Source organism: Pirellulales bacterium (assembly GCA_035546535.1).
Taxonomy (GTDB): domain Bacteria; phylum Planctomycetota; class Planctomycetia; order Pirellulales; family JACPPG01; genus JACPPG01.
In genome coordinates, this window is sequence record DASZWQ010000037.1 from 21,959 (window position 1) to 47,309 (window position 25,351).

At 63.0% G+C, this 25,351-nt stretch carries 12 protein-coding genes; 9 read left to right on the forward strand and 3 right to left on the reverse strand.

The annotated features are described in order from the left end of the window. The first annotated feature begins 163 nt into the window (after nucleotides 1–163). The 4 genes from VHD36_04625 (at nucleotide 164) to VHD36_04640 (ending at nucleotide 11,446) form a co-directional block, all read left to right on the forward strand. Entirely contained in the window at nucleotides 164–5,350 is a 5,187-nt protein-coding gene (locus tag VHD36_04625) for a PVC-type heme-binding CxxCH protein (protein ID HVU86580.1), read from the forward strand. Between the two features lie 25 nt (nucleotides 5,351–5,375). Continuing rightward, nucleotides 5,376–9,809, forward strand: coding sequence for a c-type cytochrome (locus VHD36_04630; protein ID HVU86581.1), 4,434 nt, complete (start codon nucleotides 5,376–5,378; stop codon nucleotides 9,807–9,809). 109 nt (nucleotides 9,810–9,918) lie between these two features. Next, nucleotides 9,919–10,638, forward strand: coding sequence for a hypothetical protein (locus tag VHD36_04635; protein HVU86582.1), 720 nt, complete (start codon nucleotides 9,919–9,921; stop codon nucleotides 10,636–10,638). Beyond that, nucleotides 10,628–11,446 carry a TPM domain-containing protein gene (locus VHD36_04640; protein HVU86583.1) on the forward strand — a complete coding sequence of 273 codons (819 nt, stop codon included), beginning with the start codon at nucleotides 10,628–10,630 and terminating at the stop codon, nucleotides 11,444–11,446. The genes VHD36_04635 and VHD36_04640 overlap by 11 nt, the downstream gene beginning before the upstream one ends. Before the next feature lie 32 nt (nucleotides 11,447–11,478). Here VHD36_04640 and VHD36_04645 read toward each other — a convergent pair whose 3' ends face one another. Next, entirely contained in the window at nucleotides 11,479–13,830 is a 2,352-nt protein-coding gene (locus tag VHD36_04645; protein HVU86584.1) for a tetratricopeptide repeat protein, read from the reverse strand. Nucleotides 13,831–13,951: 121 nt separating this feature from the next. On the opposite strand from VHD36_04645, the gene VHD36_04650 reads away from it, so the two are divergent. Continuing rightward, entirely contained in the window at nucleotides 13,952–14,923 is a 972-nt protein-coding gene (locus VHD36_04650) for an amidohydrolase family protein (protein HVU86585.1), read from the forward strand. Nucleotides 14,924–14,953: 30 nt separating this feature from the next. Here VHD36_04650 and VHD36_04655 read toward each other — a convergent pair whose 3' ends face one another. Continuing rightward, nucleotides 14,954–16,738 (reverse strand): metal-sulfur cluster assembly factor, encoded by a 1,785-nt coding sequence (locus VHD36_04655; protein ID HVU86586.1) that lies wholly within the window; start codon nucleotides 16,736–16,738, stop codon nucleotides 14,954–14,956. Nucleotides 16,739–17,132: 394 nt separating this feature from the next. Here VHD36_04655 and VHD36_04660 point away from each other — a divergent pair, with 394 nt between their 5' ends. Continuing rightward, nucleotides 17,133–17,777 carry a hypothetical protein gene (locus tag VHD36_04660; protein HVU86587.1) on the forward strand — a complete coding sequence of 215 codons (645 nt, stop codon included), beginning with the start codon at nucleotides 17,133–17,135 and terminating at the stop codon, nucleotides 17,775–17,777. Nucleotides 17,778–18,087: 310 nt separating this feature from the next. Further along, a complete protein-coding gene (locus VHD36_04665; GenBank protein HVU86588.1) occupies nucleotides 18,088–20,961 on the forward strand; it encodes a CHAT domain-containing tetratricopeptide repeat protein in 2,874 nt (957 codons plus the stop codon). 65 nt (nucleotides 20,962–21,026) lie between these two features. Here the strand turns inward: VHD36_04665 and VHD36_04670 are convergent, their stop codons facing one another. Continuing rightward, on the reverse strand, nucleotides 21,027–21,221 hold the full coding sequence (locus tag VHD36_04670; GenBank protein HVU86589.1) for a hypothetical protein: 195 nt from the start codon (nucleotides 21,219–21,221) through the stop codon (nucleotides 21,027–21,029). Nucleotides 21,222–21,558: 337 nt separating this feature from the next. Between VHD36_04670 and VHD36_04675 the strand changes: the two genes are divergently transcribed. After that, nucleotides 21,559–22,713: a hypothetical protein gene (locus VHD36_04675; GenBank protein ID HVU86590.1), complete on the forward strand. Its 1,155-nt coding sequence runs from the start codon at nucleotides 21,559–21,561 to the stop codon at nucleotides 22,711–22,713. 161 nt (nucleotides 22,714–22,874) lie between these two features. Then, nucleotides 22,875–25,331, forward strand: coding sequence for an arylsulfatase (locus VHD36_04680; protein ID HVU86591.1), 2,457 nt, complete (start codon nucleotides 22,875–22,877; stop codon nucleotides 25,329–25,331). Nucleotides 25,332–25,351: the final 20 nt, after the last annotated feature.

Consider the following 25,351-nt stretch of genomic DNA (forward strand, 5'->3'; position numbering starts at 1 on the left):
CCCTGCAAGTGGTTCGCAACCGCCCCCTTTGGCGGTCCGGGGATTGGCGGACTACAATTGTGCCAGAGCGTCTAACCGGCCCAGTTCCCCGCCGCCAGCCAACCTCATGCCGCCACGTTTTGCACGGTGTTTTCGGCGAGCCGTATGGGCGGCCTGCTGCGGCATGGCCGCGTGGGCCGTGCCTACGGCGCTCTACGCCGACGGTAACCGGCTCACGTATCTCGACGCGCAAGATCCCTATTATGCCTCGCGCGATTTGCCGGTGCTGGCGACTCCGCAATGGATCGGCGAGCCGGGGGTCGAGGCCGTCGTCGTCCTGGCCATCGACGATATGCGCGGCCACGACAAATGGGAAGCCTATCTGCGGCCCATTATCGAACGGCTGAAAAAAATCGACGGCCGCGCACCGGTCAGCATCATGACCAACGACGTGCGCCCCGACGAACCGCACCTGCAGCAATGGCTGGCCGAAGGCCTGAGCCTGGAAACCCACACCAAGACGCACCCGTGCCCACTCTTGGCAAAGGGGGACCTGGCGGCGTCGAAAAAAACATTCGACGACTGTGTCGACCAAATGGCCGCTATCCCGCGCAGCAAGCCCGTGGCCTTCCGGATGCCGTGCTGCGATTCACTGAACACAGTCAGCCCGCGGTTTTTTAGCGAGATCTTCAACAGCACGACGCCGGCCGGAAACTACCTGGCGATCGACTCCTCGGTCTTTCAGTTGTTCACGGCCAACGATCCGCGGTTGCCGCGCGACCGCGTGTTGGACGGCGGAGGTCGAGAGCGGTTTCGCCGCTATTTGCCGGCGGATCGGGCGTTCGTCAATCGCATCGACGATTATCCCTATCCGTACGTGATCGGCCGCTTGTGTTGGGAATTCCCCTGCATCGTGCCGAGTGATTGGGAAAGTTTTCATCTGCAAGGCGCAAACAGTCCACGCCTGGTGGCGGATTTGCAAGCCGCCCTCGATTGCGCGGTCGCCAAGCAAGGCACGTTTACGCTCGTCTTTCATCCGCACGACTGGATCAAAAGCGAACAGATCATCGAGTTGATCGACCATGCCGTATCGAAGCACGGCGGCAAGGTGAAGTTTTTGAATTTCCGCGAGGCGCTTGAGCGGCTCGAGAAAAACCTGCTAGGAGGTCAGTCGCTGCGGGCCGCCCCTCAAGGGGGCGACAACGGCGTCCGGCTCTTGGATCTCGATCAGGATCATTATCTGGACGTTGTCGTCGGCAACGACAACTTGAAACAGACGCGGGTTTGGTCACCACAGTCGCAGCGCTGGATTGAAACCGAGTTTCCCTGCGAATTGATCGCGCGCGACAGCGCCGGCAACCATCGCGACAGTTGCGCTCGCTTCGGCGTCGTCAGGCCTGACGGCGCGGCATCGGTGATCGTTGCTAACGACGCGCGCCGCGGCGCCTGGACCTTTCGCGACGGAGGGTGGAAACAGGACGACGCGCTCTTGGCCGGCTTATCGATCGTTCCTGCCGGCCGCCCGTCCGCTGACGCCTCGCCGGTCATGACCGGTGTCGGCGGTCGTGACCATGGCGTACGTCTGCGCGATCTGGACCGCGACGGGGTTTGCGAATTGATCGTTGGCAACGACAAGCAGCAAGCGATCTTCGGGTTCGACGCGAAGCAAAACGCCTGGCACCGATTGCCGTTTATACTGCCTGAGGGAACCGCGATCGTCGATGACCAGGGGCGCGACGCCGGCCTGCGGTTCGTCGATGTCGATGAGGACGCCTACGACGACGTCGTTTTTTCCAACGACGATCGCTACAGCCTGGATCTGTTCCATTCGATCGGCACCGGCTGGTCGCGGCGCGTTCTGGTCGGCAAAGCCGGCGACAGCGCGGCCGCCATTCCGCGAATCGTTTCCGGCGGAACGAACAACGGAGCCTGGTTCGCTGCCGGACATATGTACGTCGTCAACGAGCGTACGGACAAGATCAAGGAGCTTGTCGACCAGCGTTCGTTCGCCACGTGGCTGAAGGACATCGAGCCCGAGGCCAAATCGCCGGCGGCTTCGCTCCGCGCGTTGCGCGCGAGGCCCGGCTTTACCGTAGATCTGGTCGCCGCCGAACCACTACTGGTCGATCCGGTGGCGTTCGATTGGGGGCCGGACGGCCGGCTATGGGTTGCCGAGATGCGCGACTATCCCACCGGCATGGATGCCGACGGCAAGCCCGGCGGCGTTATCAAATGCCTCGAAGACACCGACGAGGACGGCCACTACGACCGCGCCACCGAATTCCTGACCGACGTTGCCTTTCCGAACGGCGTCAAGGTTTGGCGCAAAGGAATCATCGTCACCTGCGCGCCCGACATTTTGTACGCCGAGGATACCGACGGCGACGGCCGCGCCGACGTGCGCGAAGTTTTGCTGCACGGCTTCGGTGAAGGGAACCAGCAGCATCGCGTGAATGGGCTGACGTTCGGCCTCGACAATTGGCTGCACTGTGCCAATGGCGACAGCGGCGGGCAAATCGAATCGACGAAGACCGGCGACAAGGTGCCGCTGAGCTTCCGCGATTTCCGTTTTCAGCCCGACGACGGTCGTATCGACTTATTGCTGGGTCAATCGCAGTTCACACGCGTGCGCGACGACGCCGGGAACTGGTTCGGCTGCTCGAATAGCGAGCCCTTATACCAGTTCGTGCTCGAAGATCGTTACCTGCGCCGCAATCGGCAGGTGGCGGCGCCCAACGCGCGCATCGACGTTTCGGCGGCACCTGGCGCCGCGCCGGTTTTCCCGCTCAGCCGCACGCTGCCGCGATTCAACGACCTGAACGTCGTAAACCGCTTCACATCGGCTTGCGGCGCTACCGTCTATCGCGACGACCTGTTCGGCGCCGGATTTATAGGCAACAGCTACGTTAGCGAGCCAGTTCACAACCTGGTACATCGCGAAGTGATGACCCGCGACGGAGTGCGCTACACCAGCCGGCGGGCGGACGACGAGCAACAGTCCGAGTTTCTGGCTTCGAGCGACAATTGGTTTCGCCCCACCATGCTGCGCACCGGGCCGGACGGGGCGCTGTGGGTGGCGGATATGTATCGCGCCGTGATCGAGCACCCCGAGTACATCCCCGTCGATTGGCAAAAGCGATTGAACCTGCGAGCCGGCGATGACATGGGACGCATCTATCGCGTCTACCCGGTCGATCGGCCGCCACGCAAATTCGCGCGGCTCGATCGGCTCGACATCGCCGGGCTGGTCGCGGCGCTTGTTAGTCCGAACGGTTGGCAGCGCGACATGGCGCAGCAGATGCTCGTCTGGCGCGATGACCGCGCGGCGGTCCCGCTCTTGAAGCAGCTGATCGTAAGCGAGCCCGTCAAGCCCGCAGAAAAGGACGCAGCATCGGGTCCTTCGACCAGCGTTCACGCTCTCGCGCGTGTGCACGCCCTATGTACGCTCGACGGGCTGCGGGCAATCGACGAGGACGTTCTGTTGGCCGCGCTTGAAGACACGAACGCCACGGTGAGGCGTCATGCGATACGCCTTGCCGAACCGTGGTTCGCGCGCTCGCCGCTCGTGGCCAAATCCGTGCAACAACTGGCCGACGACACGAATGAAATGGTTCGCCTGCAACTCGCCTACAGCCTGGGCGAATGGGCCGATCCGCGCGCAGGCGAAACGCTGGGCGCCATGGCCGTGGCCGATCTGGACGACGTTTACATTTCGGCGGCGATCGTCAGCTCCATCGGCCGGCCGCAACTCGACGGCGTCGTGCAAGCAGTCCTCGCCAAGACGCAGGAAAAAGAACGGCCCGCCGAACTGCTGCAAAAACTATTGACGCTGGCCACGATGTTCGAAAATCATCGATCGCTCGTGTCACTCTTGGCGGCCGTGGCCGTGCCACAAGGCGCCGGGTATGCGGGCTGGCAAATCGATTCGTTGGCCGGCCTGCTCGACACGCTCGATCGCAAGAACCTGTCGCTCGCCAAGTTTCGGAGCGATGCCGACGCGCACGTGCAGGCGGGTCTCGATCGGATTCGGCCGATGTTCGCTTGGGCGCGAGACACGGTCAAAAATGAGAAGGCCGCCGAGGCCGACCGGCTGGCGGCACTTGCGCTCCTGGCACGTGGCTTCGAGGATCAGCAGCAGGATATCGACCTCTTGGCGGGCCTGTTGACGCCGCGTTCAAGCGCGGAATTGCAGTCAGCGACCGTCGCCGCGCTTGCGCGGCTCGATGAGCCGCGCATTCCGACCGTGCTGTTGGCTGGGTGGAAAGGGTACGGCGCCGAGCTGCGCGGCCAGGTGCTCGATGCACTGCTGCGGCGCGAATCGTCGATCAACGCGTTGCTCGACAACGTCGATTCCGGCCAGATTCACGTGCAAGAGATCGACGCTTCGCGCCGGCAGCGCCTGCGCGAATATCGCGACAAAGACGTACACGCCCGCGTCGATAAATTGTTCGCCAGCGATACCGTCTCCAGTCGCCAGGCCATTATCGATCAATACCGGGCGGGCCTGGCAACGCCCGGCGATGCGACACGCGGAAAAGCGATCTTCAAGAAAACGTGTTCCGTGTGCCATCGTCTCGAAGACGTAGGCACGGCGGTCGGGCCAGACCTGGCCGCGCTTACCGATAAATCGAGCGCCGCCCTCTTGGTCGCGATCCTCGATCCGAATCGCGCCGTCGAAAGTAAATTCGTCAGCTACGCTGCCGTGACGACCGCGGGCCTGACGTACACGGGCATGCTTGCCGCGGAGACCGGCGCCAGCATCACGCTTGTCGGTCAGGAGGGAAAGCAAACCACGATTTTGCGCTCCGACCTGGAAGAGCTGGCCGCGAGTGGCCGATCGCTCATGCCCGAGGGGATGGAAAAGGACATCCCGCCACGCGACTTCGCCGACTTAATCGCCTATCTTTCGGCTTTGCGTCCACCGCGCCGCGTGTTCGCGGGCAATGAACCGAAAGTCGTCGAGCCCGAAGGCTTTCGCGGCGAGTTCTGGCTGCTGGCGAGCGACTGTGAAATCTACGGCGACACGCTCGCCTACGAACCGGTCTACCGTAACCTCGGCATGTGGGGAAGCACGACCGATCACGCTGTATGGACTTTTGATGTCAAGAAAGCCGCCAAGTACGTCGTGCGCATTGATTATGCATGCGACGAAGCCGTGGCCGGCAATCCCTATCAATTGACCATCGGCGACACCGTGTTCGCGGGCAAGGTACCCAGCACCGGTAACTGGGACACGTATCGTCAGTTGAGCTTGGGACGCCTCTCGCTCAAGCCCGGCCGGTATCAGGTCGTGCTACGTCCCGACGGCGCAATCGCCGGCGCCTTGATGGATCTCAAGAGCGTGCGCATTACGCCCGTTGGACCTGACTGAATCGCAGCAGCACGGGCGGCAATTCATGGCGCGAACATTTTGTCGTATTTCTGCGTCGCCGTTCACCATGGTCCGCGTCTCGTTCGTGCTTGCGCTCTTGCTCGGGCTGTGGTGCACGATCGCCTGCGCGAGCGCGGCCGGACCGGTTGACGAAGACGACGACGCGCCGCCGGAATTACCAGCCGGCTTGCGCGCGGAAATCACGGCCGCCGGTCGCACGATCTCCCGCATCGATCCCGAGCTGCGCTTTGATTGGACCGAGAGCCCCGTTGACCCGCGATTACCGCCCGGCGACTTCCTGGCGCAGTGGACGGGCAAGCTATCGGTGATCGCTCCAGGAGCGTATCGGTTGCACGTCCATGCCGACAGCGGAAGCATTCGCATCTCGCTCAAGGGCCAAACTCTCGTCGAAGAGTCAGTCGCTGCGCCGCGCTGGCTCGATAGCGAGCCGATCGAGCTGGAATATGGGCATCACGCGATCGCAATCGAATTTCGCGGACGAGCGCCGACCGCAAAGCTCGGCCTGTTCTGGTCAGGACCGCGATTTCGCCTCGAGCCGATCCCGCCACGCGCCTTATTGCACGAGCCGCAGGGCGCAGCGGAAGATCGGTTCGAGCAGGGCCGACTGCTCGTGCATGGGTTGCGCTGCGCGGCCTGCCATGAGATTCCCGATGCGCAGCCGGTGCCGCCCGCACCCTCGCTTGCCAAATTGAAGGGAAATATCGCGAGGTCGTGGCTGATGAATTGGATCGGCGGCGCGAGAAAGAGCACACCGGACGAGTCGCCACCTTCATCCGATGCTAAAGCGGCGAACGAAGTCGCGCACTCAAGCAAAGTCGCCCCCAGTTCGGAGAGCCACCCGCTTCCGGCCATTGATGACGTCAAATTCCGCATGCCGGGGCTGGGCCTGACACGCGAAGATGCCCGGCACATCGTGGCTTTCTTGCTCGAGGAAACAGGCGAGGCTGCAACGAAGCAGGACGAACAAGCGCAAGCAGCGGCCGCAAAGCTCGGCGACGCTGCGGCAGGCGAAACGCTCTTCGATTCGCTCGGTTGTCTCGGCTGCCACGCACTCAAGGGACTCGGTTCATCGCGGCTCAGCGGCGGAGGCGAGCTCACGAACATCGCCGACAAGCGGCCAGCGGACTTCTTCGAGCGTTGGCTGGCCGAACCGGCGAGCACGAATCCGACCCATCGCATGCCCGTATTCCCCCTCTCGACGGACGAACGACAGCAGTTGGCGGCGTACCTTGCCGGGCAGCATTCCAGCGTGCCCGCGGACGGCGTGCCGGCAGATCGGCGCGACTACGGCGGAGAGCAGAGTCGTGGGCGCGCGCTAGTCGCTACGCATCACTGCGGCGCGTGTCACGAGTTGCCAGCCCGCGGCGGCCAACCGGCGCCCGAACCGGCGGCGATTCGTAAGCAGAAGATCGCCGCGGACGCTGATTGGGAAAAGAGCTGCGTCGGCGAGCCCGACCCGACGCTAACGCGCCCGGGCTATCGCTTGCGCGCGGAGCAGCGCGCGGCCGTAATTACCTACGTACGTGAAATGGCGCAGGGCCCCTCGACAACGGCGATCGCGTCAGCCCGGCTTGATGGCGCGCGCATCATGCAAGATCGCAACTGTCTTGGCTGCCATAGTCGTGGGCTGGCGCTTGGCATCGCGGCGCACACGCCCGGAGTGGCCGCGGCGCATCGGCCGCTGGCTGCGGCGCTTTCGACGCTCACGCCGCCAGCGCTCACGGACGTGGGTGACAAGCTCGAGCGCGCGGCGCTTGTCGAGGCGATGACGGTCGCCGGCGATCCGCGTCGCTCGTGGCTGAAGATCCGGATGCCGCGCTTCCGCTTCGCGCCCGGCGAGACCGAGGCGCTCGCCGATTGGCTGATCCGCACTGATCGAATGCCTGATCGGCCGGTGCCTGAGTCGGAAACGCTTGCCGATGCATTACTAACGACCGCCGGAGGGCGACTGGTATCGGCCCAAGGGTTCGGCTGCGCAAGCTGCCATCAGATCGGCAAGTCGATTCCGAAGCAAGACAACCCGGCCGCGCGCGGTACTGATCTATCGCTCGTGGGGAAGCGCATTCGTCGCGAGTGGTTCGATCGCTGGGTGCGCAATCCGGCGCGCATCGTCCCGCGCATGGAAATGCCGGCCATCGAAATTCCGGCCGGCGGCGTCCTGAACGAACGGCTCGACGATCAACTTGCGGCCGTGTGGCACGTGCTCAATGAGCCGGGCTTCACTCCGCCGGCGGCCGCCGCGGTGCGCATAGTAAGCACGCGGAACATGCCGAACGAACCTGAGCCGGCCGCGATACTGACCGACGTGCTGCGCATCGAAAAGCGCGCTTATGTGCGACCCTTCGTTGTCGGGCTGGCGAACCGCCACACTGTGCTTTTGGATATGGAGCAGAACCGGCTGGCGGGCTGGTGGATCGGCGATGCGGCGCGCGAGCGAACCGAAGGAAAGCGTTGGTTTTGGGAGCCCGGCGGGACGCACCTGCTCGCGCCGAGGCGCCTAGGGACCCGCGAGCTCGTGCTCAAGCGCGACGGACAAACCATCGCGCCGGTCGCGGCGCCGCAATTCGTAGCGCTCGTCGACTCCTGGCAACACGTCGAGGGGGGCGTGTCAGTCGATTACCGGCTGACGTTCCCCACGGACGGCGACGAGTCGCCGCTCACCGTCCACGTGTCGCAGCGCGTGACCGCGATTGCCGCCAACAACAATTCCGGTCATGCCGGCTTCGAACGCCGCTTGGAAATTCGCGGCGTGCCCGAGGGTACCGAGATCGTCTGGCGGCCGCTCGACGAGGGAACAACCGGGACGATGACGAGAAACCAATATGTGGCGACAGGCGGTCCGGCGGGCGACCTGTTTTTGACGATACTCCGACCTGAAAGCGCAACCATCGGCGACAATTCGGGCCCGACGATCACCCTCGCTTCGGCGGGCGCGGATGTGCCGCTCATCACCGCTGTGGAATACCGCAGTCAATTGGCGGCGGACCGCGTGCCGGCGCCCGCCGCCGCGGTGGCGCAATCTCGCCCGGCGGTCCCTTTGCACTGCGTGCCGGGCTTCGAAGCGGTGCGCTTGCCTTTACCGGCGAGCGAAATGCCCACTGGTTTTGCGTGGCGGGCCGACGGAACTCTCATGTTCACGTCTCTCAAGGGGGGCGCGTGGCTCGCGCCCGATACCGACGGCGACGGGCTGGCCGACACGTTGCGCCCGCTAGCCGACGAGTTGGCCGCTCCGTATGGGCTGTTGGCGCGCGGGGATGGCACGGTGGACGTCAGCAATAAAAATGGCCTGCTGCGGCTCTCCGACTTTGATGCTCAGGGGCGCGCGCGCCGCGCCGATGTGGTGGCCGATGGCTGGGGACACACGGCCGATTATCACGATTGGGTCGTGGGCCCGGTGAGCGACGGCGCGAGCGGATATTATCTGGCACTTCCCTGTCGACAAGACGAGCGGGACGACGCCGCGGCGCGCTGGCGCGGCTGGTCGCTCCACCTCGTTCCCCGGAATCCAACTAGTGACAATCCTCGCCGCTACGAACTCGTCCCTTTCTGCTCGGGCTTGCGCTTTCCCATGGGGCTCGCGCGCAAACCGGACGGCGCGCTTTTCGCCACCGACAACCAAGGACATTACAACCCTTACAACGAACTGAATCATTTGACCGCCGGCGCGCACTATGGCTTCATGAACAAGAGCGAGGCGCGGAAAGGCACGGCGCTGCCACGGCAGGACGCGGCCATCGAAATACCGCATCCCTGGACGCGCAGCGTAAACGGCATCTGTTTTCTGACCACGCCCGAGAGCGTGCGCGCCGCGACAGGTCACGCCGCGTTCGGCCCTTGGGAGGGGCACCTCGTCGGTTGCGAATACGACACCAGGCGCCTGGTGCGCATGAGCCTGGAGCGGATCGGCGACGTGTATCAAGGCGCTGCCTATCCCCTGAGCAGCGAGCCGGCCGAGGGGGAAGAAACGTTCGAGGGGCCGATCGCGTGCGGGGTGGCGCCCGACGGCTGGCTCTACATCGGCAACATGCGCGACAGCGGCTGGGGGGCAGGTCAGAACACCGGATCGATCGTGCGCTTACGCCCGCGTGGTTCGTTGCCATCGGGAATCGCCGAGGTGCGCGCGGCGGCAAGCGGCTTCACTATCCTCTTCACGCAAGAAGTCGACACGGCCGCCGCAGGCAATGTGGCAAACTACGTCGTCGAGTCGTTCCGCCGCGTCACGACGTCCGACTACGGCGGCCCCGACGTCGACCGGCGGACCGAGGTGATTCGCTCAGCCAATGTGTCAAGCGACCGGCGCTCGGTGCGGCTTGCCCTCGATTCGTTGCGGCCGGGCTTTGTCTACGAATTTCATCTTCAAAACATGGCCGCGGCAGGAAAGCTGTTTTTTCCGGGCGAAGCCTACTACACGCTGCGGGTCGTGCCCACGGAGAATTGACCCGGCATAGTATGCTTCTGAAGGGACTAAAGCGGTCGCTTGCGATAACCGCGGTAGTAACCGAGAATCCGTGCTTTCGGGTCGCACATCCTCGCTCGATCGATGCCGCATGCAGCTCTCGAATCTCCACCAGGTGCCCACGGCGGTGCGCGACTCGGTTCGAGAGTACGCCGAGCGGGTAGTGGCCTATGGCGGCGAGCACGTGCTGGGGCTCACGATTTATGGCGCCGCGGCCGGCCCAGGGTTCGATGGCAGCTTGCACATGGTTCACAGCCTGCTCATGGTCGACAGCCTGGGCTTGGACATTTTGCGCCGGCTGTCGGGGGATGGAACTCACTTCGGCCGCCGGCGGATCACGGCGCCGGTCGTGATGACGCCCGACTTTTTGAAAGCATCGCGCGATGCCTTCCCCTTGGAATTGATCGAAATCCAGCAGCAGCGCCTGGTGCTTTTGGGCGAGGACTACCTGGCCGACGTTACGTTTGACGCAGAGCACGTCCGTTTGCAGTGCGAACGCGAGCTGAAGTCGATCTCGGTCGGCATGCGACAGGCCGTGGTCGTGGACGGCACCAAGGAATCCACGATTCACAAGGCGGCGCTACCGGCGCTGTACAGCCTGCTGCGGGTGCTGCGCGGCATGTTGTGGTTGAAGGGGCAGCGTCAGCCCTTGCCGGCGGCAAAGATTCTGGCCGAAATCGAGAATCTGGCCGGGCGTCATTTGCCCGGGGTCCGCGAGGCGTTCGAATTTCCGTCCAGCGTCAGTTGGCTGACCTTCGAAAGACTTTACAACCACGTCGAAGTCCTGGGACAACTCGTCGATGGCTGGTAAGACGTCGCTGGCAGCTCTCTGGTCGATCGCGCTTTTGCTCGCGGCATGCACGGCACATGCCGATGCCGCGGTCACGGTTCAGGATCCCGGCACACGCATCGTTGACCAGGCAGGCGTGATCGATGCCGCCACAAAGCAAAAGCTCACGAACTATCTGGCCGAACTCGAGGCCAAGACCGGCGCGCAAGTCAAAGTGCTGACGATTCTCAGCACGGACGGCGAGGAGATCTTCGAATTTGCCCAGCGGCACTACGAGCTGTGGAAGCTCGGCCAGAAAGGCAAGGACAACGGCGCGCTCATCATTCTCGATGTCGGCGATCATAAAGTACGCATCCACACCGGCTATGGTCTGGAGGGAGCGCTGCCGGATTCCTTTTGCGGCTCGTTGTCGCGCAAGATTCGCGACGACTTCTTCCGCGCGGGGCGTTATAGCGACGGCATCAATGAGATGACGATCGCCGTGGCCAACAAGGTGGCCGACGACGCGGGCGTGAAGCTCGACGGCGTGCCGCCCGTCCGGCATCAGGTTGATGAAGGGATCCACCCGATGGCCGCGTTCGTGCTGCTGGTCTTCCTGATGCTCTTCGTCTTCGTGATTTACTCGTCGATGCGCCGGCAACACCATCGGCGCGTGTGGGGCACCGATCTCACCGATATGTGGTACTGGGGCCGGGTGCTGGGAGACGTCGGCGTATCGGTGCTTTCCTCGGGTGGCAGCGGCAGCTCCGGAGGGGGATTCGGCGGCGGGGGCGGATCGTTCGGCGGCGGCGGTAGCTCAGGGGGGGGCGGCGGCGGAGCCAGTTGGTGACACGCTCGCTACCATGACGCGACCAACGGGCCTCATTTCGAGCCCTGAGAATTCTCTTGCAGTCGCAAGGTGGCAGCAAGGCTTTCTTTGTATTTGCTGACCGTGGGGAAGCGGTCGACCAGTTTTCTGCGCAGGGAGACTGCCTGCCGCAAAGACTGCTCCGCCTCGGCAAAGGCCTTCAGGTCGCGTTGAATGACCGCGCAGTCGACGTAGGTCGCCGCCAGTTGGTTCTGAATTTCTCCGTTCGCGGGATTATCGCGCGCCACGCGACCAAGAATCATGGCGGCGCGCTGGTGCGCTTGAAGAGCTTCGACATCCCGGCCAGTTTTGTATTCCGCCAATCCCAGGCGCGCATAGGCGGTTCCCAATTGTTCTTGATAGCGGCCTTCGTCAGGATGTTCGCGCATCAATCCTTCGCGAATGGAAATCGCCTGTTGCAGTTGTGACACCGCGTCGCCGAATCGACCGCGCTGGAGCGCCACGACGGCGAGATTGTCGTAGCTCCAGGCGAGCTCCTCTTGGTACATTTCGTTTTTCGGATATTCGTTGGCAAGCGATTGGCGCGCTTCGAGCGCTACCAGGTGCCCGGTCTGCGCCTCGTCCAGTTGGTTATGCACCTGCTTGAGCCTGGCCAGATCGGTTTGCGTGGTGGCAAGCCGCTCGCGGTAACGGGGCTCTTGCGGAACTTCTCGCACCACTTGTTGGCGCAGGTCAATTCCCTTGCGCAGAAATTTCTCGGCCTGGCTGGTGTCCCCCAGATCATTTACGAACGTGGCCGCCGCCACGTAGTCGCTGGCCAGGTCCTCGCGGTGCTCGGCGACCGTCGGATGAAGGTCCGCGATGGCCTGGCGGATCTCGATCGCCTCCAACTGGGACGCGAGAGCATCGCCGGAACGCTGTGCCTTCCGCTGCGCCAAAGCCAGGTTGGTATAGCCGAGCGCCAGCTCCGATTGATAAGCGGTAACCGAAGGATATTCGCTCGCGATCTCGCGGCGTAAGTCGATGGCCTGGCGATAGGAGGGAATCGCCTCCTCGTAGCGGCCCGCGGCGTACAGTGCCCCGCCGAGATTTTGATAGGCGACCCAGCACGTTGGATTCTGCTGAATCGTATCTTCGTAGAGCGTGAACAAATCGTGATAGACGTACGTGCGCTCATGACTGATCATGGCCAGGGCGAGCAACAGGCCGCCGAAAATAACCGGCGCAACCCAATGCAAGCTCGCCGCCAGGCGCGTCGCAATGAGTGCCAGGCAGGCCGCCGCCAAGGCGAACATTGCCAGCGACGCGTGATATTGAAAATGATCGGCGACGTATGAATAACGAAACGGAAAAACGTTGAAGAACCCGAGCGCCGGTACCAACACCCCCACAAAGATCAGCACGGCCGCCAGCGGCCCGCGCCCCACGCGGCCGCGCGCAAGCCACAACAACACGATCACGGCGAGAACCGAGCCCGGGTAGGCGTACTGCCACCGCTCGGCGGGATCGACCGTCCAGCGCGGATAGAAAAACACAAGCTGCCGCGGCCATGCGAGCTTTTCAACATAGAACCACACGGCGCGCCCCGCCACGATCGAGCGCGCCGGCAATGTCAGCTCCCACTCTTCTCCCTTGGCCCCCACGTGCCCCAACTCCAACCAGGCGGTGACGCACGCCAGCGCGATGCCAATCACGAAAAACGGCATGAGCCAAAGTATGTCGCCTTTCGCAAGCCGTCCGCGCTTCCACCAGTAGATCACCAGCAGCACGGCCGGGACCGATGCCGTCACGGTCTTGCTCAATAGCGCCGCCACGAAGAGCAACAGCGCGAGCAAGTAGTAACGAATGCGGCCCCAGGCAAATCCGGTTTCGAGCGTGGGGGGCTCGTTCTCGAACGGCGCGAAGCGCAGATAAGCAAACAACGAACCCAACGCCAAGGCGCAGGACAACACATTCTTGCGTTCAGTGATCCAGGCGACGCTCTCGGTACAAACGGGGTGCACCGCAAATAGCGCCGCGGCCAGCCAGGCGCCGGGCACCCCGAGACGAACGAACAGCCGCCAGGCAAGCAGGACCGCCGCCGCGTGGAGTGCCAGATTTACCGCGTGGTACCCGCGAGGATCCAATCCCCACAGATGGTACTCGACCCAAAACGTCGAATGCGTAAGTGGGTAATACTGCGGCAACGATCGAGGGGCCAACCAGATTCTGGCCAGGCCTCGAGTGCTTGTTAGCGTCTTGTTCTTTTCGACATGGACGTCGTCGTCCCAGATAAACCCATTTTCGAGGGTGGGAAAGTAAACGACGACGACCAACAGTACCAAGGCCGCGGCGCAGACCCAGTCCCACACGGCCGATGGCGGGACCGCTTTTGGCTCGCGAATGCGCTCTTTAGGACGTAACATGGGCGTGCGCTAAACAGGTCGTTGGTCAGGGGCCGAGGCCCCCGAGGAATTGTACTTTGCCGACGCCACTGGTCGGAAGCGCAGGATGATCGACTTACCGCACACGAGAGATCTGTTGCCCATGACCACGCGACGAGCATTTTTGCAGATGGCCGCGCAAGCCGGCGTGACGGCAACGCTCGGGCTGGGCCGGTTACGCGCTGACGAGTCGTCGGCCGGCAAGAAACCGAGCCAGCCGGTCGTCGACACGCACATGCACGTGTGGATCCACGACCCACAGCGATTTCCGTTTGCGCATCCCTACGCCGCCGATTATCGGCCGCCCGATACGGACGGCACGCTCGAAACCTTACTCGCGGACATGGACCAGAACGGCGTCACGCACGCCATCCTGGTGCAGACGATCTGCCACGGCTGGGACAATCGTTACACGGCCCATTGCGTCCGGGCCTGCCCCGGCCGTTTGCGCGGACACGGCCTGATCGATCCGGTGGATCCGAACGTCGCCGATCGACTTGCTTATTGGGTCGAGGAGCAGGGGCTCTCGGGCATGCGTTTCAGTCCCATCTACTACAAGGGCAAAGACGATTGGCTGACGGCCCAACCGGCCCGACAAATGTGGAAGCGTGCGGCCGCGCTCGGTGCCGTGCTGAACTTCTACATCGCGACCGACCAGTTGCCGAAGCTCGAGGTCATGGTGCGCGACCATCCCGACGTGCCCACGATCGTCGATCATGTGAGCCAGATCGACCTCTCGGCGCCCGACCCCTTGCCGGAGATGAAGAAGCTGCTCGCGCTGGCGCGCTATCCGAACGTGCGCGTGAAGATTTCTGAATTGACGTCTGTCTCGAAGTCGCACGAGTATCCGTTCTCGGACGCGTTGCCGTGGGTAAAGAGGGTGTACGACGCCTTCGGCCCGTCGCGCTTGCTGTGGGGAACGGGCTACCCGGGGCCGGCCCGTGCGTTCTACAAGCGCCCCACCTTGGCGCAGGAACTGGCCCTCGTCCGCGAGAAGATTCCGTTCTTCACACCGGACGATCAGCGAAAGATTCTCGGCGAGAATGCGGCCACGCTATGGAAGCTGTCAGCCTGAAGGATCTGGCCTTTGAGAACGTAGGCTCGCCTACGTTGATAAGCCCAGAGCGGCACGGCCTGCGTCCGTGAGCCGCGCGGTCGACCAGGCCGGCTCCCAGGTGAAGTCGACGACAACGTCCCGCACCCCGGCCAGCTTGAGCAGGCGCTCGCGAATCCCTTCGCTGACGCGGCCACCTCCTTGCGAGACGAAGAATTGATACACCGGCCGGCCGCGGTGCGGCATGGTCATCAGGATGCGCGCCACGCCGTCGCGATGGCTCACATCGTAGATAAGGCCCATATCGACCACGTTGGCGTCGATCGTATAGAGCTGCTCATCGCGCACCTCGCGCAGCACTTTCCAAATCGCTGGCTTCAGGGAAGCCGTGTCGGGCGTTTCACCATCGCGCGCAAGCGGCCGATTGTTGGTGGCCGCCCCGGCCAGGCCGGCGGGCATTTCGGCTTTGATTTCTAGCGGGTTCAAGAGCGCATGTCGACTTTGCTCGTAAAACTCGGCCGGATTCTGTTCGGGGTACGGCGCGAGCAGGTAGGCGTTCTTCTGCTCAAAGGAAACGCCTGAGTGCATCTCGGTCTTTTGGGCCGGGTACCGGCTCGACAGCTGGCCATGCCCCGCGTAGTGCATGGTCGGGGCTCCGCCATGCGAAATCGACGCCCCGCCGGTCGCCTCGTGTACTAGCCGCAGGGCGACGAACGCATCCCGGCTCGTGCGATTGAAGAAGCCGACACCCCACAGTGCCTCGGTCTGGTCTGCCGGCACCGCCCCTTCGTGCAATTTGCCCGACGAGTCGATCCACAGCATGTCGGTGAATGAATAGCCGGAGAAGACCCATTCGTCGTCGCGCATGGCCTCGATCCGAAAGTCCTGCACCATGTCCATCCGGCTGTGCTTCAAGAAGTAAGGCAGGCCGGCGTAGAACGTATAGGTGACGTCCATGTGCATCCGACTGGGCGTAAAGAGTGGATGCATAGGACTGGCCGGAAAACCGAAACGGCGAAGCTGAACAAACAGCGGCCCGCGCGTCACTTCATAGCTAGGGCACTCAGCCCAATTGCGCATTCTTAGTTTCTGAAAGTCTCCCTGATCGACATAATCGTGCCCCCAATCGATGTCGGGCGGTTCACCGTGGCCTTTGCCGCCGGCGTACAGCTCCAAGCCATGCTCGCGCCTGTAGGTGAGGCGTTCGAGTTGTCCGGTTTGGCGCGAGAGCCGTGCTTGATAATGCGAGTTGGTGACGTCCAGGCCGTATCCCTCGCCAGTCACGCGTAAGTCGGTCTGGTAGTCGGGCCGCTCTGCGTTTGGGTTGCCCGCAAGGATCAAGTAACTGGCTGAGTCATGCGCGCCGACCTCGGCAAAGAAGGCGACCCGGCAGCGCACCTCGTCACCATGTCGGGTGTGGGCATAGACCTGGCTAGGAATCTCCTGCAAGCGCCGCGTCGTTGGATTCCACTTCGCCACGCGCATCTCGCGCACGGGATCGACAATCTCCGCGGCCCCGAAGGCCAGGCTCACGTCAACCGGGTCGTTCGCGCGCCGGGCGCCCACCGTCTCGAACAATGTCACCGGTTTGCAGATCGACCAGCCGCGCGCCCATTGAGCAATCACCGGCGGCAGCTTTGATACCGGGATCGACGCAGACGCCGGCAGTTGGGCAGCAGGCGCCGGTACTAGCTGCCGCTCGAACGACAAGGTCTCCTTGAGCGATGCCGCCAATGACATGGCCACGTCGAGCTTGCCGGCGGCATAAGCGGCCTCGAGCAGTTCCAGCTTGCGGGCCACCGAATCGGTGTGGTCGGAGTAACGGATGTCATTCATGGAAACACCCTTCGTGCAGAGCTTGTGTCGCCTTATCGGCGCGGTGCGCCCTTCGTCTCGCGCGGCAGCGAAGGCTTTGCTTCGCGGGTCCAGATTAATCGCCTCGAAAGGGCCGGCATAGAGGCCGGTTAGTGCGACTCGGCGGTCAATTCTCAGGGCAAAACACGTCGTTGCCGGGGATTCAGAAACTTGCCAGCTCTCGCCGGTTCCGGTCGTGTCAGTCGTTGGGAAAAATCCTCGGCCGTGGCATTTGCTCAACGCGCAACCGTAAGCCATGTTTCCTCAGATAAACGCGAGCCAGCAATGCGCGCAGGCTTGACTATTTGCCTTGTCGGCCGACCATTGCTCTCGACTTGTCATCCCTAGACATTCTGAGTCACTGGCAGAAGGCTCTATGGTGTTCGGGCGGTTCGGGCATTTTGGCGTGGTCTTCGGCGCTCTTACGATCGCCGCCGTGCCAGCTGCGCGCGATGCCCACGCTCTAGAGCCGGCGCCGATGGGCGTGCCTGGCTATGTCAGCGGTTACGCGACTCAGCCCGCGGGCGGCTACGTGGTGCCGGTCGCACCCTATCAACGGGCGCCGGTTGTGAACGGAAGCGGCGCCCGCGTCGTCGTGCGTAACGCAGCACCTTCGGTTCCCGGCTACGTCGCCAGCTATGCCGTTCCAGTTCCCGTCGCGGGGCAAGCGCCTGCCATAGTTGGTTATCGCGCCAGCTATGAAGCGCCGGTTGCTGTCATGCCATCGCCGCCTCCCTCGCGCCCGGCTCCGGCCAATGCGCGGTTTTACAATCCCGTCGGCAATGGCTTTGGCGGTTACAGCTACGGAGAGTATCCGGCTTACGGGTACAACGGATACTTGCCGGCCGCCTACGACGGCTTCAACGTTTCCGGTTACGCGAGCCGTGCCGTGACATCGGCTGGTTATCGCGGTTTCTCCACGCCCGCTCAGCCCGGCGGCTACAGCACGTTCAACATGTCTGATGCCTGGACCGGCTATATCGGCCCCAACGGCAGCCGGATGAACTATCGGGCGTACTAGGCGCTACTTCGGGCGTGACACTCCCGCCATCTTCGCACCGGTCCGGATGCACGTCTTGCTATCGTGAAAGTTCGACTTGGTTGTTCGACTTTCAGGACACTCGGGCGACGCTCGCGAACCCGGTGAACTCCTGATACGATTGACAGAGGAGAGGCATCGGCGTTTCGAGCGCTCTCTCCGCGCTTATCACCTTCAAACACTCAACACGCGGCCCGGCGCCTTTATCTCGGCGCGTCGAGCGGCCAATTCTCTTCCGGGCGGTAACCGCGTGACGAATCCCAGTACGGCAGACGGTTCAAGGCCGCGAGCTATGTTCTGCCCGCTTTTGCTTGCTCTGCTTCTGCTGTCGCCCCCGATCACGGCTGCCGCCGACCAGACTGTAACGCCCAAGTCGAAACCCACCACGGCGTCCAAGAAGCCGGACCAGCCGACGGATACCAAGAAACGTCCGGCCAGCGGAACGGACGCCAAGGATCCCTCCCAAGTGGCGGCCCTCGTTCAGCGTGCGGATGCACTGCTCGGTTCGAGTTCTTTTGCCGCGGCGGTGAAGGAATATGAGGCTGCGCTTGCCCTGTGCGATCCGAAGCACCCGCGGCCCGCGACAACCGCACTTATTCAATCGCGCCTGTCGGCGGCCTTGGCTTTCGTGGCCGATTACGCCCGCGCGCGAACGTTCGCCGAGCAGGCGGTGGCCAATTTCATAACGGCCTTTGGTCCTGCCAGTGCCGAAGCGGCCGTAGCGCTGACGGATTACGGCGTGCTCCTCACGAAACTCGGCGAATTATCCGCGGCGCGGTCGAGTTTCGAGCGCGCGCTCCAGATCATGCAGCAGTTGCACGGAGAGCGCAATCCAAAAACACTCGGCTTGCGCACCTCGCTGGCGGCCCTCCAGGGGGCCTTGGGCGACCGGGCCGCGGCCACCCAGGGATTCGAAGAAGCGTTGCTCATTCAGAGCAAGTACGCAGCCGAAGAAAATGCCGACACCGCGTTCCTGCACGTCGAATACGGCAACTTCCTGACAAACCAGGGCAAATATCGCGAGGCGCGCGAACAACTGGAGCTCGCGCTCTCGTTGCGGCGCAAGTTACTAGGCGACCGTAATCCGGTTACGGCCGGCACGCTCGATTCGCTGGGAAGGGTCTGCCACCTTCTCGGTGACGACCCACGGGCGCAAGCGTGCTTCGAGGAAGAACTGGGCATCTACAAGGAGGTGCCGCCAGCGGATCATGGGGACTTGATCAACGCGCTAAACAACCTGGGCTTTGTTCTCGGTTGCCAACAGCAATACGCCCCGGCCCTGGAAGTTTTCCGCCAGGCGTTGGCCGTGGGAAAGCAATCGTTTGGGGACAACGATCCGCACGCGGTGACCGGCTACACGAACTTGTCCCTGTTTAGTGCCGCACAGGACGATTGGCAGCGCGCTGTCGAATTCGCGGACGAGGGACGGCATCTCGCCCGTCGCCGTCTGGCCACAACGCTTTCGACACTCTCCGAGCGCGAGCAGCTCGCTTATCTTTCCACTCACGATCTCCCTGCGCATTTCATGGCCCTTTCCTTGGCCATCGAACTGCGGCGCCACCCGCGCGTGGCCGAGTTGTCGGCCGGCTGGCTGTTGAACGGCAAATCGCAATCGCAGGAACTGCTGGCCGATCGCGCGGTCCGGGCGCGCGAACAGAGTGATCCGGCTCTGGCCAGAATCTCGCAGCAACTGAAGCAGGTGCGCGACGAGCAGGCGAAGATCGTCTTTTCCGGCACCTCGCGCAACGAGCGGGGCGATCGGATCTCGAAACTGGCGCGAAGCGAAGAGGAGCTTTCGCGGCGGCTGGCCCGGGCCGGCAGCCACTCTTTGCAAGCCCTGGACTGGATCGACGTCGGGCAGGTTCGTTCCGCGTTGGCCCCTGGCGAAGTCCTCGTCGATATCGCCTGCGTGCCGCTCGTGAATCTGAAGGCCCCCGACGAAAAGACCAGCTCTCTGCACTATGCGGCCTGGATCGTGCCGTCGGCCGACCAGGGCGAGGTGAAACTGATTGATCTGGGGGACGCCGAAGACATTCACGAGGACATCCTCGAGCTGCGCAAAGCCATCAATGTGGTCTTCACGATCGACCGCAGCACCGGACTGACGAAACCTGCTGAACCGAAGACATTGACGCAGGCGCACACCGCCATGTTGCGGTTGTCGCAGCGATTGCTGTTTCCGCTGCTTTCGCAGATTCGCAACGCCGACAAGCTGCTCATCAGCCCCGATGCGCAGTTGTGGCTCGTTCCCTGGGCCGCGCTCTACCTGCCCGACGGACGATTTGCCGTCGAGCAATATCAAATCTCGCACCTGGTCAGTGGCCGCGAACTGCTGGCGCCGAAGGTGAAGCGGCCGTCGAATGCGCCGTTGATCGTGGCGAACCCGAATTTTGATCTGCTGCCCGCCGAGGCACGGCAGATCGCTCAGGCCACGCTGACGGGCAAGAAGATTCCCGCGCAGCCGCGGCCGAACATACGCCTCCGGCCGCCGGCGCGGCTGGGCACGCCGCTTCCGGAGCTCGCCAGGCAAGTGAAGGTGGTCGGGCCGAAGCTGGCCGCCTACGCGGGAAAGAAACCGGCTGTCTTCGAAGGGGATAGGGCTCTGGAAACCCTGGTCAAAGCCGTACACGGACCAAGGGTGGTCCTGTTTGCGACGCACGGCTTCTTTGAGCCATCGGACCTGGCTTTCCGCGCGCGCACTTCGGGATTGGGCGCTGATGCGAGAGCACCGCGAACGGCCGATAACCCGCTGTTGCGCTGCGGCGTGTTGTTGGCCGGCTGCAATTGGCGAGATTCCTCGAAGGGAGACGATGGAATCTTGACGGGCATGGAAATCCTGAGCCTGGATCTCCGCGGCACGGAGCTCGTCGTCTTGAGCGCCTGCAACACCGGGGTGGGCGATCTGCGAATCGGCGAAGGAGTGGCGAGCACCCGCCAGGCCTTTCAACTGGCCGGCGCCGAGGCCGTCGTAGCGACCCTCTGGCCCGTGACCGTCGACGAAGCCAACGATCAGATGAGCGATTTCTTCGCGCGCCTCGCCAAGGGAGAAGGGAAGGCACAAGCCCTGCGCAGCGCCCAACTAGCGGCCATCAGCCGGCTGAAGGCCAAGTATCACGCTGCGCTCCCGGTCATTTGGGCAGCCTTCACAATCACCGGACGCGGCTGAACGGCGCTGTCGGCCTGCAATCGACGAGGGCCACGCCCGCCGCTGATAAGCCGCGAGCCATCCGCTCAGGCCAGCTTTCGAACCAGGCGTGCCGGCAACGAGAGAATCGCATCCACCGTCTCGAAGAGCACGGTGAACGTCAACCCAATCAACCGAAACGGTAACAGCACCAGCCAGACCAGCGGATAGAGCAACAAGACACCGATCGCCAGCGGCCAGCAGATCACGAACAGCACGCACCACAGCACGAATGTCAACATCAACCAGGATTCCCGCGAAAGGATTCGGAAACAAAGGCCAAATACGATCCGCAGATTCCACAGATTACGCAGAAAACTTCAGAATGCCCGGTCCCAGTTCCGCATCATGTTTCAAACTATTCAGGAATCTGCGTCGATCTGCGAAATCTGCCGATGATTCTCTCTGCCCCTCGGTAAGCTATTCGTAGGGGGAAGCGACTTCTTGGCACGAATCTGCCGCGATTTCTTGGCTATTTCGAATTCCTGCCCGACGGCGTGACCTAAACTTCTGGGTGCCCGCGGGCACGAACGACTATTAGAAAGGACCAACGCCATGGGCCGACGAATGATCATTTCCATGATTGTGGCATTCTTGTGCCTGGCCGCGCCGCGGGTCTACGCGCAGCGCGGCGGACGGGGCGAGGGACGATCAAGCGGCCACGCCCCCGGCGGCGAATGGTCCGAGCGCTCGCATCAAGGAAGCAGTCACGGCCAGGCGGGCGGCGGCAATCGCGAAGCGAGCGGCGCTCGTGGCTTTGAAGGAAAGAACGCAGGTCGTAACGAGTCGCAACGCGGCGCCGGACAACAGGGCTTCGCCGGCAATCAGGCGGCACCCAATGGGCGCTCGCGAAGCGCCGGCGGAGCAGCCGGCACTGCTGGTACACGTGGACCTCAAGGAATTGCAGGCGCAGGCGGGACTACCCGCCGTGGAGCCGAAGGTTCGGGCACCGCCACAACGAACCGCACCGCCGGCACACGCACCGGCACGGCAAACGCAGCAGCCGCCCCAGGCACGCGCGCGGCTACAGGCAACGCGGCAACCGCCGCCACGACTAATGCATCAAACACCGGCGCTGCCGCGGTTCGCAATGCCTACAACAACCCGAACCTCTACAACGACCATTGGTACGCGGCGCACACGGGCGCCTGGTATCCGCACGGCTGGACCACGGCCGCCGTCTGGGCCGTGCCCACCTGGGGCGCTGTGTCCGGCTACTACGGAGCCAGTGCGGTGCCGATGTCGTACAACTACGGCGTGAATCCCGCTTATGCCAACGGTATGGTCACCATGAACGGCCAGCCGGTCGGCACGCCGGCCGAGTTCAGCCAGCAGGCCGCCGACCTGGCGGCGACCGGCGCCGGCGACGTAGCCACCGACGGCAACGACTGGATGTCGCTGGGCGTCTTTGCCATGGTTCGCAACGAGCAGCAGCATCCGCAATTGATCCTGCAATTGGCGATCAATAAGCAGGGCATCCTGCGCGGCAATTACACGGACGAAGTGTCGGAGCACACGCAGCAGATTCAGGGCGCGGCTGACCCCAAGACGCAGCGCGCGGCATGGACCGTGGGCGGCAACACCAGCTCCATCATGGAAGCCGGGCTCAGCGACCTCGCCCAAGGCGAGGCGCCGGCCCTGATTCACAAGAACGGCAAGACCGATCATTGGTTACTGGTGCGTCTCGACAAGCCGGCAGGAGAAACTGCTGACAGTTCGCCGGGCGGACGCTAGATTGTTCGGGATGGCCGCACTCTTCGAACGCGCCTGAGGGTGCTTCGCATCGTGGCGCGTCCGAATATTTTCGAAAGGAGTCGAACGTGATTGCTGGGTCACGATTTGGGGTGCATTCTGCGGCGGCGTTCTTCGCCCTGCCCCTTTGCGTAGCACTTGGTGTGGCATCTTCGGTCCGCGCGCAACAACCACCAGCTGGGCCTGCTGCCGGGTCGGCCATTTCCACGCGCACGATCGACGGTAAGTATCTGCCACCGCAGCCGGCGCCTTTCGGCGGCGTGATCAACATGAACGCGGTCAATTCAAAGCCGTGGTGGCCGTCGAGCGTGGTCCCTCCCAAGGGCGCGCCGAACGTGCTGTTGATCATGACCGACGACGTCGGCTTCGGCGCGCCGAGCACCTTCGGCGGCGTCATCCCCACGCCCTCTTTGGACCGCGTTGCCAAGATGGGATTGCGCTACACGCAGTTTCATTCGACCGCGCTCTGCTCGCCCACGCGGGCGGCCCTGATTACGGGCCGCAACCATCATTCGGTCGGTTTCGGCGTCGTCGCGGAAATGGCCACCGGTTTTCCCGGCTACGACACGTTCATCGGTCGCGATTCGGCCACGCTTGGTCGTGTTCTGCGAGACAACGGCTACGCCACGAGCTGGTTCGGCAAGGATCACAACACGCCCGCCTTCCAGGCCAGCCAGGTTGGCCCCTTCGATCAATGGCCGATCGGGATGGGCTTTGATTACTTCTATGGCTTTGTCGGCGGCGACACCAGCCAATGGCAACCCAACTTGTTCCGCAATACGACGGCCATCTATCCGTACGTGGGTAATCCCCAGTGGAACCTCACGACCGCCATGGCCGACGAAGCGATCGCGCATTTGAAGATGCTCAACGAGGTCGCGCCCGACAAGCCGTTCTTTTGCTACTACGTCCCTGGCGGCACGCACGCGCCCCACCATGCCACGCCCGAGTGGATCGAGAAATTCAAGGGCAAGTTCGACATGGGATGGAACAAGCTGCGCGATCAGATTTTCGCGAACCAGAAAAAGCTCGGCGTGATCCCGGCCGATGCGAAATTGACGCCCTGGCCCGATGTCCTGAAAAAGTGGGACGATCTTTCGGCCGAGGAGAAGAAGCTGTTCACCCGGCAAGTCGAAGTGTACGCGGCCTACCTGGCGTACACGGATCATGAAATCGGTCGCGTCATTCAAGCCGTCGAGGACTTGGGCAAGCTCGATAACACGCTCGTCATCTACATCAGCGGAGACAACGGCGGCAGTGCCGAAGGATCTCCGATCGGCACGCCGAATGAGGTCGCGCAGTTCAACGGGGTCGAGGTTCCGGTACCGGCGCAACTGGCGCTGTTCTACGATTCCTGGGGTTCGGACAAGACGTACAACCATATGGCCGTCGGGTGGACCTGGGCCTTCGATACGCCCTTCCAATGGACCAAGCAGGTCGCTTCGCACTTTGGCGGCACGCGGCAAGGCGTGTGCATTGCCTGGCCCAAGCGGATCAAGGATGCCGGCGGAATTCGTAACCAGTTTCATCACATCGTCGATATCACGCCAACGATCCTCGAAGCAACCGGCATCCCGGCGCCGAATGTGGTCGATGGCATTGCACAGCGTCCGATCGAAGGCGTGAGCATGGCGTATTCGTTCGACAAGACCAGGGCGCAAGCCCCTTCGCCGCACAAAACGCAATACTTCGAAATGCTCGGCAATCGGGGCATCTATCACGATGGCTGGTACGCCAATACCGTGCCCATCAGCCCGCCCTGGGTCCTTACAGCGACGCCCGATCAGGACGTTATGAGCAGCTACAAGTGGGAGCTCTACGACCTGACGAAGGATTGGACGCAGAGCAACAACCTGGCCGCGAGCAAGCCTGATAAGCTCAAGGAATTGCAAGAGAAATTCATCGTCGAGGCGACGAAGTACCAGGTTTTCCCGCTCGACAATTCCATGGCGGCCCGCATGATCTCGCCGCGCCCCAGCCTGACCGCAGGACGCGACACGTTCACCTACAGCGGCGAACTGACGGGCATTCCGATGGGGGCCGCGCCGTCGCTGCTCAACGCCTCGTACAAAATCACGGCTGATATTGAAATCCCTGCGGGCGGCGCCGAAGGCGTGCTGGCCACGCAAGGAGGCCGATTCGGCGGCTGGGGTTTTTACCTCTTGAAGGGGAAGCCGGTCTTCCTGTGGAACATGCTCGACCTGCGCCGTATCCGCTGGGAAGGAAATTCAGCACTCGCCCCCGGTAAGCACACCTTGGAGTTCGCCTTCAAATACGAAGGACTGGGCGCCGAAACGCTGGCTTTCAACAATCGCAGCGGCCTCGGCCACGGCGGCCCCGGCACGCTGAAGGTGGATGGGCAGGTCGTCTCGTCGCATAAGATGGAGCACTCGATCCCCGTCACTTTGCAATGGGACGAAAGCTTCGACATCGGGGCCGATACCGGCACGCCGATTGACGACAAGGACTATCAGGTCCCCTTCAAGTTCACGGGCAAGCTCACGAGCTTGACGCTAAAGATCGACCGCCCCCAGCTGAGTCCGGCCGACCAAAAACGACTGGCCGAGGAAAGCCGTCGGAATAATCGGGCCAGTGAATAGTCCGCAGGCCCCCAAAAGGG